Annotated in this window: 16 protein-coding genes; 12 read left to right on the top strand and 4 right to left on the bottom strand. The window is 71.0% G+C overall.

What is annotated here, in order from left to right; all coding sequences use genetic code 11:
• Positions 1-68 precede the first annotated feature (68 nt).
• Positions 69-368: a MoaD/ThiS family protein gene (locus H9L09_RS06625; protein ID WP_187579891.1), complete on the top strand. Its 300-nt coding sequence runs from the start codon at positions 69-71 to the stop codon at positions 366-368.
• A gap of 81 nt (positions 369-449) precedes the next feature.
• A complete protein-coding gene (locus H9L09_RS06620) occupies positions 450-872 on the top strand; it encodes a VOC family protein (RefSeq protein ID WP_187579890.1) in 423 nt (140 codons plus the stop codon).
• A gap of 16 nt (positions 873-888) precedes the next feature.
• Here the strand turns inward: H9L09_RS06620 and H9L09_RS06615 are convergent, their stop codons facing one another.
• Positions 889-1,128, bottom strand: a complete 240-nt coding sequence (locus tag H9L09_RS06615; RefSeq protein ID WP_187579889.1) for a hypothetical protein — start codon at positions 1,126-1,128, stop codon at positions 889-891.
• A gap of 73 nt (positions 1,129-1,201) precedes the next feature.
• On the opposite strand from H9L09_RS06615, the gene H9L09_RS06610 reads away from it, so the two are divergent.
• The 8 genes from H9L09_RS06610 (at position 1,202) to H9L09_RS06575 (ending at position 8,130) form a co-directional block, all read left to right on the top strand.
• Positions 1,202-1,657, top strand: a complete 456-nt coding sequence (locus tag H9L09_RS06610) for a TlpA family protein disulfide reductase (RefSeq protein ID WP_187579888.1) — start codon at positions 1,202-1,204, stop codon at positions 1,655-1,657.
• Positions 1,657-2,331 carry an arsenate reductase/protein-tyrosine-phosphatase family protein gene (locus H9L09_RS06605; RefSeq protein WP_187579887.1) on the top strand — a complete coding sequence of 225 codons (675 nt, stop codon included), beginning with the start codon at positions 1,657-1,659 and terminating at the stop codon, positions 2,329-2,331. The genes H9L09_RS06610 and H9L09_RS06605 overlap by 1 nt, the downstream gene beginning before the upstream one ends.
• The gene (gene ygfZ / locus H9L09_RS06600; protein ID WP_187579886.1) at positions 2,328-3,293 is read left to right on the top strand and encodes a CAF17-like 4Fe-4S cluster assembly/insertion protein YgfZ; all 966 of its coding nucleotides are present in this window, start codon (positions 2,328-2,330) and stop codon (positions 3,291-3,293) included. Before H9L09_RS06605 ends, ygfZ begins: the two co-directional genes overlap by 4 nt.
• A 615-nt stretch (positions 3,294-3,908) precedes the next feature.
• A complete protein-coding gene (locus H9L09_RS06595) occupies positions 3,909-5,264 on the top strand; it encodes a hypothetical protein (RefSeq protein ID WP_187579885.1) in 1,356 nt (451 codons plus the stop codon).
• A gap of 335 nt (positions 5,265-5,599) precedes the next feature.
• Positions 5,600-5,827, top strand: a complete 228-nt coding sequence (locus tag H9L09_RS06590) for a BldC family transcriptional regulator (RefSeq protein WP_187579884.1) — start codon at positions 5,600-5,602, stop codon at positions 5,825-5,827.
• Positions 5,828-6,407: 580 nt separating this feature from the next.
• Positions 6,408-6,905, top strand: coding sequence for a DUF4395 domain-containing protein (locus H9L09_RS06585; protein WP_187579883.1), 498 nt, complete (start codon positions 6,408-6,410; stop codon positions 6,903-6,905).
• Positions 6,906-6,985: 80 nt separating this feature from the next.
• Complete coding sequence (locus H9L09_RS06580; protein WP_187579882.1) at positions 6,986-7,834, top strand: sulfurtransferase; 849 nt, start codon at positions 6,986-6,988, stop codon at positions 7,832-7,834.
• Positions 7,834-8,130, top strand: a complete 297-nt coding sequence (locus tag H9L09_RS06575) for a DUF1416 domain-containing protein (RefSeq protein ID WP_187579881.1) — start codon at positions 7,834-7,836, stop codon at positions 8,128-8,130. The genes H9L09_RS06580 and H9L09_RS06575 overlap by 1 nt, the downstream gene beginning before the upstream one ends.
• A gap of 58 nt (positions 8,131-8,188) precedes the next feature.
• Here H9L09_RS06575 and H9L09_RS06570 read toward each other — a convergent pair whose 3' ends face one another.
• Positions 8,189-9,346, bottom strand: a complete 1,158-nt coding sequence (locus H9L09_RS06570; RefSeq protein ID WP_187579880.1) for a CDP-glycerol glycerophosphotransferase family protein — start codon at positions 9,344-9,346, stop codon at positions 8,189-8,191.
• 41 nt (positions 9,347-9,387) lie between these two features.
• On the bottom strand, positions 9,388-10,110 hold the full coding sequence (locus tag H9L09_RS06565; protein WP_187579879.1) for an IspD/TarI family cytidylyltransferase: 723 nt from the start codon (positions 10,108-10,110) through the stop codon (positions 9,388-9,390).
• Between the two features lie 151 nt (positions 10,111-10,261).
• Between H9L09_RS06565 and H9L09_RS06560 the strand changes: the two genes are divergently transcribed.
• Positions 10,262-11,617 (top strand): glucose-6-phosphate dehydrogenase, encoded by a 1,356-nt coding sequence (locus H9L09_RS06560; RefSeq protein ID WP_187579878.1) that lies wholly within the window; start codon positions 10,262-10,264, stop codon positions 11,615-11,617.
• A 51-nt stretch (positions 11,618-11,668) separates the two neighbouring features.
• Here the strand turns inward: H9L09_RS06560 and H9L09_RS06555 are convergent, their stop codons facing one another.
• The gene (locus H9L09_RS06555; protein WP_187579877.1) at positions 11,669-13,030 is read right to left on the bottom strand and encodes a lipopolysaccharide biosynthesis protein; all 1,362 of its coding nucleotides are present in this window, start codon (positions 13,028-13,030) and stop codon (positions 11,669-11,671) included.
• Positions 13,031-13,282: 252 nt separating this feature from the next.
• Here H9L09_RS06555 and H9L09_RS06550 point away from each other — a divergent pair, with 252 nt between their 5' ends.
• On the top strand, positions 13,283-14,767 hold the full coding sequence (locus tag H9L09_RS06550) for a hypothetical protein (RefSeq protein ID WP_187579876.1): 1,485 nt from the start codon (positions 13,283-13,285) through the stop codon (positions 14,765-14,767).
• The last annotated feature ends 2 nt before the right edge of the window (positions 14,768-14,769 follow it).

Genomic DNA, 14,769 nt, shown 5'->3' with positions numbered 1-14,769 from the left:
GCCGTTGAGCCGACCGATTCGTCGAGGGGGTCGCGGGGCGACGGTCTCGATGAGGCAGGATACCGAAGGTGAGCACCACCGGGTCCGAGCCGTCCGAGTCCGGCGCCGTCGTCGTCCGCTACTGGGCGGCCGCGCGCGCCGCCGCCGGGGTGGAGTCCGACCGGGTCGAGGTCGGCTCCGGCACGTCACTGGCGCAGCTGCTCGACGACGTACGCCGGCTGCACCGGGACCGGCCCAAGCTGCCCGACGTGCTGGGGGTCTGCTCGGTCCTGGTCGGGGACCGTCCGGTGGGGGCGGCCGACCCGGCCGCGGTGGCGGTGCGCCCCGGGGACACCATCGAGCTGCTCCCGCCGTTCGCCGGCGGCTGAGCGTTCCTGCCGGGGGCGATGACTCCGGCGTCGAGGTCCGGTCATACCTGGCAGGAACCCTTCGACGCGAGGAGCACACTCATGACCGCACGACTCAACCCCTACCTCGGCTTCCGGGACAACGCCCGTGAGGCGATGGAGTTCTACCAGTCGGTCCTCGGCGGCGAGCTGACCACCAGCACCTTCGCCGAGTTCCGGGCCAGCGACGACCCGGCCGAGGCCGACAAGATCATGCACGCGATGCTGGTCACCGAGGACGGCCTCGTGCTGATGGCCTCCGACACCCCGAACCGGATGGACTTCACCCCCGGCGGCCCGCACTCGGTCTCGCTGAGCGGGGAGGCCGAGGACGAGGCGCGGCTGCGCGGCTGCTGGGACAGGCTGTCCGACGGCGGCACGGTGACGATGCCGCTGGGGGAGTCCCCCTGGAACGACCTCTTCGGGATGTGCACGGACCGGTACGGCGTCAGCTGGCTGGTCAACATCGCCCGCGCGCCGCAGTAGCCCGCCCGCGGGCAGGTCAGTGGGAGGTCTCGCGCCACTGCCAGAGCGCCAGGGCGAGCCCGGCCAGACCGGTGAGGTCGGCGCCGGTGAGCCCGTGAGAGCCGGTCACGTGCACGAGGGTGGGTCCCTCCATCGGGGAGTTCGCCAGCAGCCAGAGCACCGAGAGCAGCGCCAGGGCCACCGCGCCCTGCCGGCCGGTGCGACCGAGCGTTCCGGCCGCGAGGACCAGGGCGAGGAGCAGGAGGGCGGCGGGCACCCGCCGACGATAGGCCCTGGCAGCGGCAGCGACCCCCGGAATGCCGACGGGCCGCCGGTGGTTGAATCCGAACATGAGCCAAGGTGCCTGGGTCCTCGTCGTCGCGCTGGTCGCGGCGACCGCGTTCGGCCTCTACCGGGCCGCGCGCGACGGCCGGTTCCGCGGCACCCACCACGTGAAGGGAGCCGACGTCACGGAAGCGGAAGGGCAGGAACCGGTGAGCGTGCTGGCCGACAGCGACCTGGACCACGTGTTGGGCGAGCGGGCCACGCTGCTGCAGTTCTCCTCGGCCTTCTGCGCGCCGTGCCGCGTCACCCGGCGGGTGCTCACCGACGTCGCCGCGACGGTGCCGGGCGTGGAGCACGTCGAGGTCGACGCCGAGCACCACCTCGAGCTGGTCCGCCGCCTGGGCGTGCTGCGGACTCCCACGACGCTGATCCTGGACGCCGCGGGCCGTGAGGTCTCCCGGGCCGCGGGTGCGCCCAGCCGGGACGTCGTGCTGACCACGCTGGCCCGGGTGATCGCCTGATGAGCGCAGCGGGTCGACCGATGTGGGTGCTGTTCATCTGCACCGCGAACATCTGCCGCTCCGCCTACGCCGAGGTCCTGGCCCGGCACCTGCTCGAGGCTCCGGGAGGTCTGGGCGGTCGGGACGCCGTGCAGCTCGCCAGCGCCGGCACCCACGGCTTCACCGGTCGGGAGATGGACCCGCCGATGGCCGAGGAGGCCCGGCTGCGCGGGGCCGACCCCGGCAGCTTCCGCAGCCGGCCGCTCACCATGTCGATGGTCGAGCAGGCCGACGTCGTGCTCACCGCCGAGAGCATGCACCGGCAGTTCGTGCTCGACGAGCGGCCCGAGCTGTTCCGCAAGATCTACACGCTCGGCCAGCTCGCCCGCACGCTGGACGCCGTGCCCGCTGACCAGCCGGCCGCCCCAGGCTCGACGGGGAGGTCGGGCCGGCCGGAGGAGTCGGGCAGGTCGACCGCGACGCAGCTGCTCCGTGGGCTGCGCACGTCGTTCCACGCACCTTCCGCCGAGGACGACCTGCCGGACCCGTTCGGCCGTGGCCGCGAGGCCGCCTCGGTGACCGCCGCCGCGATCGAGGGGCTGCTGCATCGCGTGCTGCCCCGGCTCACCGGGGTGCCCACCCGCACCGCGGACTTCGGTGCGGCCGCCGACCCTGAGAGGATGCAGGCACCATGACCCGTTCCCGCAGCCCCCTGCTCGACCTGCCCGGCGCCGTCTCCGGCGACGGCGTCGACGCTCCCGTCGCGGCGCACTACGGCTCGTTCTACGGCGAGCAGCGCACCCTCGAGGCCGGCGACGGCTTCGTCGACCTCTCCCACCGCGGGGTGGTCCGGATCACCGGCCCGGACCGGCTGGGCTGGCTGCACTCGCTGACCTCCCAGCACCTCGAGCGGCTCGAGCCGGGCGTGTGGACCGCGACCCTGGTGCTCAGCCCGCAGGGCCACGTCGAGCACGCGTTGTACGGCGTCGACGACGGCGAGTCGTTCACCGCCCACGTCGAGCCCGGGGAGGCGCCCGCCCTCGTCGAGTGGCTGGACCGGATGCGCTTCATGATGCGCGTCGAGGTCGCCGACCTCACCGAGGAGCTCGCCGTCACCTGGCGCCCCGCCGCGCGGACGAGCGGCGCGCCGTACAGCGGGCACTCGTTCGTGCCCCGCGATGAGCTCACCGCGTACGCCGCGGCCGCTGGGCCGGCGTGCGGGCTCTACGCCTACGAGGCGCTGCGGATCGCCCGTGGCGAGCCCCGGCTGGGTCTCGACACCGACCACCGCACCATCCCCAACGAGGCCGGCTGGATCGGCAACGCCGTGCACCTGGACAAGGGGTGCTACCGGGGCCAGGAGACGGTCGCGCGCGTGCACACGCTGGGCCGTCCGCCGCGCCGGCTCACCCTGCTGCACCTCGACGGGTCCGCCGACCGGCTGCCGGCGCAGGGCAGCGACCTGCTGCTGGCGGGCCGCACCGTCGGCTTCGTGGGCACCTCAGCCCGCCACCACGAGCTCGGCCCGATCGCCCTGGGCATGGTCAAGCGCAACGTGCCGCTCGACGCCGAGCTGGACACCGACGACATCCGCGCCTCGCAGGAGGTGCTCGTCGACCCCGAGGTCGGCCTGCACGTGCGCCCGCAGCTGCGCTGACCTGACAGGTCTGCGGGGCCGAGCGGGGGCCACAGCCGCTGGGGGGCTCCTGACTGTGGCCCCCTTCCCGGGGCGGTCGGGCGCGGGAGTACTTCTGGTGACGTGCCCTCTCATCCCGGCCACGGGGACGCTGCTCGGACGTCACCACCCGGTCCGAGGTCGTCGCGTGCACCCGAGGTCGTGTGGAGGCCCCCTTACGTCCGCAAATCTCTCACGGGGCGGCCCTTCGGCGGCATGGCACTTCTGCGTCAGGAGCAAGACGGCGATTCGCCGAAACGGCTGCTCAGGCAGGCATTTCGTGCAGGGGCGAGGCAACCCGCGGCCCGCTGCCGCCGATGACCGAGGCGCCCGTTTGCGGCGTCCCGACCGTCTCGGGCTCTTCGCATAGGGCGGTCGTCGGAGCAGCCCTGGCGAGTTGGCACCAACTCCGCGCGAACGCGTTGTGCGCCCGATCCGCGCGGTGGTACCCCGGAGTAAGGACCCGCGCGATCGGTCGATCCCGCGGGTCCCGCGGGTCGCTCGCAGGGCAGCGGGCCGGGGGTGTCGGGGGTGAGGGGGGAGGCCGCAGATGGAAGCCGATCCTCGCGTCCCGCGCCGGGTGGACGGTCCGCTGCGATGACCAGCCTGCTGCCTTCGACCCGTCCGGGGCCGGCCGCCACCCCCGGCGACCTGGCGGCGCTGGTGCGCCGGTTCTGGTTGACCGACCCTGAGGGCCTGGTGATGCACGACTCCCCGGTGGTCACCACCTTCGGCGAGCTGCCGCCGACGCACCGGCCGGTCGAGGTGTACGTCGTGGCGCCGAACCTGAGGGCACCGCGCTACCTCGTCCCGGCCGGCTGCCGTCAGGCCGTCGCCGCGGCGTTCGCGCACGACCTGGCCAGCCCCTCGTGGCGGACCCGGCTGGCCGGCCGGGCGGTCGCCGCCGGGTGGTGGAGCGGGGCGGCGGAGCCGGTGCTGCGGGCGCGGCTGGTCGTCGGCGTCGACCGCCGGGTGCCCGAGCGGCAGCTGCGCGAGTGGCTGTTGCTGCGGCACCTCTCGAGCCGGTTGCGCCACGAGGTGGCGGCGGTGCTGCAGGTCCGGCCGGCGACGCCGCTGACGAAGCCGACCGCTCGGCTGATCGACCGCTCCGGGGTGTCCCAGGGCTACCTGAAGGTCGGCTGGTCGCCGGCGACGAAGCCATTGGTGCGCAACGAGGCCCGCGTGCTGTGGAGCCTGCGCGGCCGCGCCGGGGACGTGATCGTCCCGCGGCTGCGGGACGCCGGGTCCTGGCAGGGGCTCGACTACGTGGTCACCGCGCCGCTGCCGGCGCTGCGGCGGATGGGCCGGTCTCCGGAGGCGATGTCGCGACTGGTCGGCAGCGTGGCGGCCAGCGAGGCGCGACCCCTGGGGGACCCACGACGCCCCGGTCCGGCAGGGGCTCGACCGGACGGACCTGACCAGACCGGTCACCGCCGGGCCGGGGCCGACGTCGCGGCGTACCTGCGCACGCTCGAGGGTCGGCTGGCCGGGGCTGCGGCCTCGCAGCCGGCAGAGGTCGCGGCGCTCGGGGCGCTGCTGGCCCGCGTCCGGCGCAGCTCCCCGCGTCCGCCGCTGGGCCGCTGGCACGGCGACTGGGTGCCCTCGAACGTCGGGCAGGGGCGTTCCGGCACGGTCGCCTGGGACTGGGAGCACAGCCAGCCGGCCGTCCCGGTCGGCTTCGACCTGCTGCACTGGCGCTTCCAGCTCCGGCTGGCCGAACGCGACGCGACGTTGGCCGACGCCGCGGCGGAGGTGTACGACGCAGCGCCGCAGCTCGCCGAGCTGGGGGTGCCCGAGCAGGAGCGGTCCGCCGTCGCCACGCTCTACCTGCTGGAGATCCTCACCCGGGAGACCTTCGTCGCCGCGCAGGGCGGTGGCTGGGACCCCCGGCTGCACCAGGCGCTGTCCGAGGTCGTGGAGGGCGCCGGACCGGGCCGCGACTTCTCGCATTAGGGCGATCTGACCAGGCGATTTCCGGACTGGTTGGTCGGGATAAAAGCGGTATGGCGCTTCGCGGTCGCCGAGCCCGTAGGTGGCCGCCCCAGCGCCGGATCGGGACGGTCGGGCGCGGCCTCTCCGGCGTCCGGAGAGCCTGCTCACGGTGAACAATCCTGCGTTTGCGCAGGTAGATCGCGTACCACCTGCGCACTGACCTGAGGTTAACCCGCTCGGCGTGTCGCGCGAATCGTATGGACTTTAGTCCTCTTGACGGTCGCCCGAATGGAGCGCACGCTCGAAATCACGTACATCCGGTATATCGAGGGGCAAGGAAAAAGGGGAGGTAGACCATGGCCAGAACACGCGCGACGGGGGACGAGCTGCTCACGCCGGCCGAGGTGGCTGCGATCTTCGGGGTGGACCCGAAGACGGTGGCACGCTGGGCCGACACCGGGCTGGTGAGCTCGATCCGCACACTGGGGGGACACCGGCGCTACTCGGCGTCGGAGATCCGGGTTCGGCTGCTGCTGCTCGGCCAGACGCCGCCGCGGCAGCGCAAGTCCAGCCCCGCATCCTGACGGTCGGCTTCGCCGCGGGGGCGACGCGAACGCCTGAGGGATCGCCGGCATCCGGCTCGCTGTGGGGAGCGCGTGCCGGGTTCGACGCACCACGGCGCTGTCACGCACAGCGCACGGTCGTCGGACCCGGCCAGTCGGACGCTTGAACACCCAGCAACACCCTGACGCCCGCGGGCGGTGACGCAGGACCGGTCACCCTCCGTGGGCGTCGCGCTGCTCCCGGCCCGCGCAGACTTGGAGCTGCGCCGCCACCGTCTCACCTGTCGGACGCAATGCTCGTATCGTGAGACGCGCGTTTCCCGGCAGGTCACCGCTCGTCCTACTCTGGCTGACATGTCCTCGACCATGCTGACCAAGCGCCGCGCAGTGGACCACTGCCGCGTGCACTCGGCACTGTGTCGAATGTCCTGATCGACGTCGCCCTCTTCGCACCCGACGGCCGTTCTGCGGGGGAACACCTCCGCGCCCGTCCCGGTTGCATCCAGGTAGCCGCTCTTCACCGCGGTACGTCGACGTCCTGAGCCGCCCGGTCCTCCGGCGCCGGCCGCCCGCTAGCCATCCGCTCAGCAGCAGGAGAGACATGTCCAGCATCACGCAGACCCGCCCCGCCAGCCCCGCCCACAGGGACGCCTCGCCGGCCGTTCGGGTCGACCCGCGCGGCCCCCGGTTCGCCGCCAGCCTGACCACCCTGGTCCTCGCCGCGGCGCTGCTGGCGGCGCCGTCCACGCTGACGGTCGTGCTGCTCGCCGCCCAGACGGTGCTGTTCGCGGTCGGAGCGGTGGCCGGGATCGGCCGGACGCCGTACGGCTGGCTGTTCCGCACCTTCGTCCGGCCGCGCCTCGCGGCACCCACCGAGCTGGAGGACGCGGCCCCGCCGCGGTTCGCCCAGAGCGTGGGCCTCGGGTTCGCGGTGGTGGCGCTGGCCGGCTACCTGCTCGGCGCGGACCTGCTGGGGGCGATCGCGACCGGTGCCGCGCTCGCCGCAGCGTTCCTCAACGCCGCGTTCGGCTTCTGCCTCGGCTGCGAGGTGTACCTCCTGCTCAAGCGACTGACCGGCCGCGCCGCCGTACCGCAGTGACCACGGCGCCGTCGCGCGTCACCCACCCCCGTTCACCAGACATCGAAACCGCCGCGAAACGGCATCAGGAAGGAACCACCATGAGCCGCGAATCCGCACTCGTCTCCGCAGACTGGGTCCAGGAGCACCTCGACGACCCCTCGATCGTGCTCGTCGAGGTCGACGAGGACACCACCGCCTACGACAAGGGCCACATCAAGGGCGCCATCAAGCTCGACTGGACCACCGAGCTGCAGGACCAGGTCCGTCGGGACTTCGTCGACAAGGCGCAGTTCGAGGCGCTGCTGTCCGGCAAGGGTGTCTCCAACGACGACACCGTGGTGCTCTACGGCGGCAACAACAACTGGTTCGCCGCCTACGCGTACTGGTACTTCAAGCTCTACGGCCACCAGGACGTCAAGCTGCTCGACGGCGGCCGCAAGAAGTGGGAGCTCGACAGCCGCGAGCTGACCGACGAGCTGCCCAGCCGCGAGCAGACCTCCTACACCGCGCAGGAGCAGGACACCAGCATCCGCGCGTACCGCGACGAGGTCGTCGAGGCGATCGGCACCCAGAACCTGGTCGACGTGCGCAGCCCCGACGAGTACGCCGGCCGGCTGCTCGCCCCGGCCCACCTGCCGCAGGAGCAGGCGCAGCGCGCCGGTCACATCCCGACCGCCGCGAACGTGCCGTGGAGCAAGGCGGCCAACGACGACGGCACCTTCAAGTCCGACGAGGAGCTCAAGGCGCTCTACACCGCCGCGGGCGTCGACTGGAGCAAGGACACCATCGCCTACTGCCGCATCGGCGAGCGCTCGAGCCACACCTGGTTCGTGCTGCGCGAGCTGCTCGGCGAGGAGAACGTGAAGAACTACGACGGCTCCTGGACCGAGTACGGCTCGCTCGTCGGCGTCCCGGTCGCCCTCGGTGACGAGAAGGGTGACGCCTGATGTGCGGGGCGACCGCGGGCGGTCTCTCCCTCGACGGGGTCGACGTCGCCAAGGAGGCGGTGATCCAGGGCGTCGTCACGCGCGGTGAGCAGCCCGTCGGCAACGCCTACGTGCGGCTGCTGGACCGGACCGGCGAGTTCACCGCCGAGGTGCCGACCTCGGCCACCGGCCACTTCCGGTTCTTCGCCGCGCCGGGGCAGTGGACGCTGCGCACGCTGGCGCCGAAGGCCGACGTCGTCGACAAGGCCGTCGTCGCCCAGAAGGGTGTCGTCGCCGAGGTCGCCGTCGCGATCTGAGCGCGCGCTCCAACCGGGTGAGGGCCCCGGACCACCTGATCCAAGGTGGTCCGGGGCCCTATCCGTTGGCGTCGGGAGAGATGCCCAGGGCGCGCAGCAGCCGATTCGTCGCTCCCGGGGACATCTGCGCGCCGATCATCTCGATCGAGCGTCGTCGCTTCGCACGTGACGCGGCGGGCTCGTCCTTGCAGTCATGCAAGAACCGGTCGAAGTCCTCCGGAGTCTCGAGGAGAGGACCGGGCAGCAGGCTCGGGTAGTCGTCGACGTTGAGGCCTCTCGAGGCCGTGTAGTCGTCGATGTCCGGGCAGTAGAAGCCGATGGGGCGATCGGTGGCCAAGAAGTCGGTCCACACGCTGCTGTAGTCGGTGATGAGTCCGTGGGCCCGGGCCAGGAGCTGGTAGAGGTTGACCTGGCTCTCGCGAAGATCCGCGTTCGTGATGACCCTCATCCCGAGGTCGGCGAACTTGTCTGCGTCGAGATGGTGCGGCTTGACCGCCAGCGTGACGCCGGACCGTTCGGCGAGCTCGGCGACCCGGGCGAGCAACGCTCGCGCTCGTGCCGAGCGAGAGATCTCTTCCGCATCCGACCAGTCGCGCACCTCGCCCAGGCGACGACCCTTGTACTCCGTGGAGCGGTACGTGGGCAGCCACAGGATGAACGGGGCTTCGGGACGGATGCCGAGGGCGGTCAACGAAGCATCGCCCACCGGGCGGGCGAACTGATCGACCCGAGGGTTCCCCGAGATGATCACGTTCTTCGGCTCGACCCCGAAGCTGGCGGCCCGGCGACTGCCCCAGAGGTGGGTGCCACTCACCACCATCGTGGACCGGATCTGGGCGAAGTTGGTGCGTCGCTTCGGCCCGTCGCCATGCCACAGGTTGACGAACGTCTTGTGCGGCGGCGGCTTGGGGGACCCGTACAAGCCGTGGGTGAAGAACACCAGGCTCGCGGTCAGGTAGGCCCAGTAGGCCCGCCGCGACTCCTTCGGGAGGCAGCGCACCGTCTCCGCCTTCTCCGCGTCGGCGATCAGCCAGCGAAGCTGCGCCGGGTCGTCGCTCACCAGCCAGTACACGCGCATGTGACGAGCAAGCGCACGCACGACCTCCACGCTGTTGCCCTCGTCGTCAGGCGCCCCGCTGACGACCGCATGGTTGAGCGCCGGCGCGTACTTCAGGCAGGTACGCAGCACTGCGAGCTTGGCGTCGACGATGTTCAAGCCCGCACCTTCTCGAGGACGCCGCATGGCAGCCGGGTCGCTCAAACGGAGACGGACGGCGGGACTTCATCGGCGCGCGCCCGCCCTTCGAGGATCGCGAACGCCAGCTTCTCATCACCCGGCAGGGTCAGCTTGAGGTTCGTCGGGTCACCGACCACGGTTGACACCACGAAGCCGGCGGACTGCACCAACGACGTCTCGTCGATGAACGTCTCCGGTCCCCGTGGGTCCAGGTGCGCGTACGCCTCGAGCAACAGCTCGCGCCGAGCTCCGTGTGGCGTCTGGGAGCGGAACAGTCCCGTCTTGTCGACGATTTCCACGATCTTGCCGTCCACCAGCCGGCGCATGCTTTCCGGGACGGCGACGACCGGAACGGCTGCTCCGTGTGCGCGAGCAGCCAGAGCGACGGAGTCGAACAGCTCCGGGTTGACCAGGGGACGTGCGCCGTCATGGATGAGCACCACCTCCGCCTGGCTTGCCTCGACGCCTGACGCCACAGAGTCCTGGCGACGTCCGCCGCCCACGACCACAGTCGCCTCCACCTCGCGGATCCACGGCTCGTCCCGCAACGCCGAAGCCCGGTCCGCGTGCGCAACGACGATGATGTTGCGGACGTTCGAGGCACGCGCCGCAGCCCTGAGGGTCCAGGCGATCAGCGGCAGGCCGCCGAACTCCAGCAGCAGCTTGTCCGGCCCGCGCATCCGGGTGCTGCTTCCCGCCGCGAGAATGATCGCGTCAGCGAAGGGCGCGTCGTCGACAGACACGTGACGCTCCTCTTCTGTGGACGAGAAAGCATAATGACACAGGAGGACCGGTTAGTCCGACGTTCGACCGGCCGGATGCGAGTGCGAAGCGGTGTCGGGCCTGACTTCGAACCGGTCTTCTCCAGTCCGGAGCGCCGACAGGGGATGTGAAGTGATCCGACGGATCGTCGTGCTGGGCGCCGCAGGTGATCTGGCGACCCGCCACCTGCTTCCCGCGTTGGCTCACCTGCTCGACCTGGGCCATCTGCCGGTGGACCTCCGCGTCGTCGGGGTCGGACGTGAGCCGTTGACCAGCGACAGCTACAGGGATCTCGCAACCGCCCGGCTGGAATCGCAGGCCCCTCACGTTCCCCCGCACGCTCGGGAAGAGCTGGTGGGGCGGCTCGACTATCACCAGCTCGACCTCGAGCGCCGACCCGACCTTGGTCCCTTGCTCGAGGACGGCCCCGTGATCGCCTACCTCGCGCTGCCGCCGTCGGTCTATCCGAAGGCCCTGAGCGCCTTGAAGGCGGGAGGACTGCGTGCCGGCAGCCGGGTCGTCGTCGAGAAGCCGTTCGGCGAGGACCTGGCGTCAGCCCGTGAGCTGAGCCGTCTCCTGCATGACGTCGCGCCGGAGCGGGAGATCTATCGCATCGACCACTTCCTCTACCACCAGATGGTCCAGGACCTGCTCGCCCTGAGGCTGGGGAGCCCCCTCTTCGAGACCGTCTGGAACAGGGAGTACGTCGAGTCGGTGGAGATCAGGTGGGAGGAGACAGCCGGCCTGGCAGGCCGGGCCGACTTCTTCGACCGGACCGGCGCGCTCAAGGACATGGTCCAGAGTCACTTGCTCCAGCTGCTGTCCCTCGTGGCGATGGAGCCACCGGATGCTCTGGACGAGCAGTCGCTGCGCGACGCCAAGGTCGCGGCGCTACGCCGTGTCTGCTCCCTGGATGCCGGCGAGGTCGCAGTCAGGACAGCACGAGGGCGTTACACGTCCGGCGGAGTGCGGGGCATCGACCTGCCCGACTACATCGACGAGGCAGGGGTGGATCTCTCCAGGAACACCGAGACCTACGCCGCACTCGAGCTGACGGTCGACTCGCCACGATGGACCGGCGTGCCCTTCCTGCTGAGGACCGGCAAGGCCCTGGGTCAACCTGCCCGGACGGTCACGCTGCACTTCCGCCCGACGGCGGGGCGCGCCATCGCCGCGGTTCCCATGGTGCTGCGCCTGGGAATGGCCCCGGACACTGTCACCTTCCAGCTGCCTGTCTCGGGGGTAGGGGGGTTGCCCGAAGTCGGGATCGCCGCCCTCGAGGTGACCCGGCCTCGTCAGCAGATGCCTGCCTCCGCCCGGATGCTGCGAGACGTCCTCGCGGGCGATCCGACGTTCACGGTGCGCGACGACGAGGCCGAGCAATGCTGGCGCATCGTCGACCCGATAGTGGCCGCCTGGAAGGCCGGAGCCCCGGTGCTCCAGGACTACGAAGCGGGGTCCGCAGGCCCGAGGCTTCCCTGGGCCTAGCGACGGTCGCCGTCGCACGAGGCGTCCCCGCGCCTGCAGGGTGGCCGTCGCTCAGCCCTCGGTCCTCCGCATCAAGGTGAACGCGGGGCGCAGGGTCAGATGAGTGCTGAGTCCCATGCGCCTGCGAGCCAGGACCCACAGGGTGAACGAGGAGACCGTTGAGATGGTCGCGGTGCAGACGGCGAGGCCGACAGCGCCGAACTGCCAGGCGGCGACGAACCCTGCCCCCACGCGCACCGCGGCCGAGAAGACCTGCACCTTCGCCACCACTGCCTCATGCCGGGACATGGTCAGGGCGATCCCGCACATCCCCGTGAGCACGTTGCTGACGCTCCCCAGCGTCAGCAGCAGGAGGAGGGGTGCGGCGTCACGGAAGAAGTCGCCGTAGATGGCAGCGAGGAGCGGACCGGGCAGCAGGAGCATGGGCAGCCACAGCACCGCTGTGGCTGCAGCCGCGAGGCTGGCGCCGGTACGCAGCAGCCGCTCCAGATTCGGATCGTCCTTCCCGTAGAGACGGGAGATCACCGGGCTGAAGATGACTCCCACGGCAGCGAGCGGGATCACCAGCAGCAGGGAGAGACGCTGCGCTGCCCCGAAGAGGGCGACGCCGCTTCCGGTGAGGACCACCCCCGCGACCCACACGTCGGCGGCTCCGTTGACGGAGGTTCCCAGCATGTTCACGGCGAAGCGCCAATGACGAGAGACGACCAGCCGGACGTCCGCGAGCACTGAACCCTCTGCGCGAACACCGCGCCAGACACGAGCCACCCGCCGCTTCGCGATGAAGACAGGGAGGGCGAACCCGAGTGCCATGGCAGCGAGTGCTCCCGGCAGGCCGAGCTCGGGCACGAACATCAGGCAGACGCCGACCAGCACTCCTTGGCACAGGGACACCAGCGCGCCCCCTGATCGGCCTTCCAGGAGGCTGGCCAACCTGACGTTGCCGAAGCCACGCGAGTAGCTGGCCCAGAGCTTCTGCTGACCACCGAACCAGACGAGGATCCCGGTCAGGACGGCCACCAGCCCGCGGTACGCCGGGTCGGAGTCGTTCATCACGCCGAATGTCACGGCCGCGGTGAGGAGGCTCGTGACCGGCAGGGTCACCCGGGAGACCGCGCGCACGCCCCGGCGGAGGTCCCTCAGCCCCTCGACGTCCCCCGTCTCGAGACGCGCAGCCTCTCGAAGACCGCCGCGATGGGCGCCGATCAACCCCAGCTGTCCCAGGGCGGTCGCCGTGGAGATGGCGACGACGAAGTAGCCGAAGGAGTCATCGAGCAGGCGAGCGGCGAACGCATTGATGGCCAGGTATCCCAGCACGGAGCCGCCATAGGACAGGGCGTACCAGACCAGCGCTCCGAGCACCGACAGCCGCGGGCGGGTGGGCCGCCCGGCGTCGTTCACGAGCCGGCTCACGGAATGTTGCCGTCGAGGGTCGCCCCGTCGTGCACGCGTCGTACGAACAGCCACTCAGGGACTGGGTGCATCTCTCCGCCTCGAGTCCACGGTCAACGGTAAGCGCATCAATCCCGGTCAAAAGGCGTGACGCCGGTTGAGAGCCTGGTTCCGCATGCTACCCGTCGCATCCACACGGTCAGCGTCCGTCCTCGCCACTGTCGAGAACCTGGTGAGCGCCCCGGGTTCGAACCCGACGGTACGCTCAAGTGCATGGGCGGAGCCGAGTCTGATCCGACGCCGTCGAACGGGGGGTCACGGCACCGGCGCAGCGATCCTGCCCGCGACGAGCTCGGGGGGCTGTCGCGCCGGTCCGCCCTCACGGTCATCTCCGCCGGCGGGCTTATCGCCGTGGCGGCCGGAGTCGGACGCTACCTCACCGACGACGACTCCTCCGCAGGTCCCGGCAGGCGTGCCAACGCGCTCGGTCCGGTGCGTCAGGTCCATCCGCTCTCTGCGATGGACGTCCGCACGAATTTGGCGGTCGCCGCCCACCCTGCGTTCGCCGACAGCGTCTACAGCGACGTCGAGGCCTGGATGGAGAGGCTGGCGACCATGGGCGTCACCCTCTTCAGAGGGCTCTACAACCCCCAGAACGCCGGCTGTCAGAAAGCTGTCGCGGCAAGCCGGAGGTATGGCGTGAAGTGGCTCATGACGATCGTGCCCGAGGCGAATGACAAGCCCACCGACCAGTCCGTGGACACCACCGCGGCCATCGTGCGGCAGATCGCTGCCACCTGTCCGGACGTCTGTTACGGGATTGAAGGCATCAACGAGCCGAACCACAACCGGGGCGGCAGCTTCCCGGTGCCGCTCGACTGGGCGACGGCCTACACCGCACCCCACCAGAAGGCGATCTGGGAGGGCGTTCAGGAATCGGAAGCGCTGTCCCAGGTGCTGGTGCTGGGACCGTCTTTGCACGACCAGGCGGCCGCTGCCTCCTACGACGACGCTGAGCCGTCCGGTGGGGCGGAGCACTACCACCAGCTCGCCGACGCCGGGGTCGGGGACTGGCAGGACCGGGCCGGAGTCCATTTCTATCCCGCGGGTGAGCCACCGCTCACTGACATCGACCGTCGCCTGCAGCATCTCCTGGACGCCTTCGGTGCTGACACGCCCCTCTACATGACCGAGACCGGCTACCACAACGCCTTGTACCAGCCCACCAATGCGGGAGGCACCTATCGCAGCGGCGAGGAGAGCATCGGCCACCGGCCGACGTCCGAGGGCGCGACGGCCACCTACATCGACCGGGCGGTCCTGCAGCTGGCCGACCGCGGCATCCCGTGCGCCTGGTACGAGTGCCTCGACGACCCCGACCCGGGTCCGAAGGACGTGGCCGAGTCGAATTTCGGCCTGTGGCGGGTGGAGACGGGCGATCCCTTGACCTGGACCCCCAAGCAGGCTGTGGGGAAGCTGACCCGCCTGCTCGATGCCCTGGACGAGCCCGACGGACCGTCGTACGTGCCGGATCCGGTCAGGCTGGGCGTGGAGGCTGCAGCGGACGACGTCGCGTTCGTGGTCGCTGCCAGGCGCAACGGGAGCGCTACCGTCTTCCTCTTCCGGGACCTGAGCGTGTGGGACCCGTTCACCCGGACGCCCATCGAGGTGGCGCCCGTGGCCGTCACCGTGACTGACCGCCGCGGTCCCCGCACCGTGGAGGTCTCTGCGGAAGTGACCAGCCTGCCGCTCCGCTGACA

Origin of the sequence: Nocardioides mesophilus (assembly GCF_014395785.1) — a bacterium.
In the GTDB taxonomy this organism is placed as follows: Bacteria; Actinomycetota; Actinomycetes; order Propionibacteriales; family Nocardioidaceae; genus Nocardioides_B; species Nocardioides_B mesophilus.
This window is presented reverse-complemented; position numbering and strand designations above follow the sequence as displayed.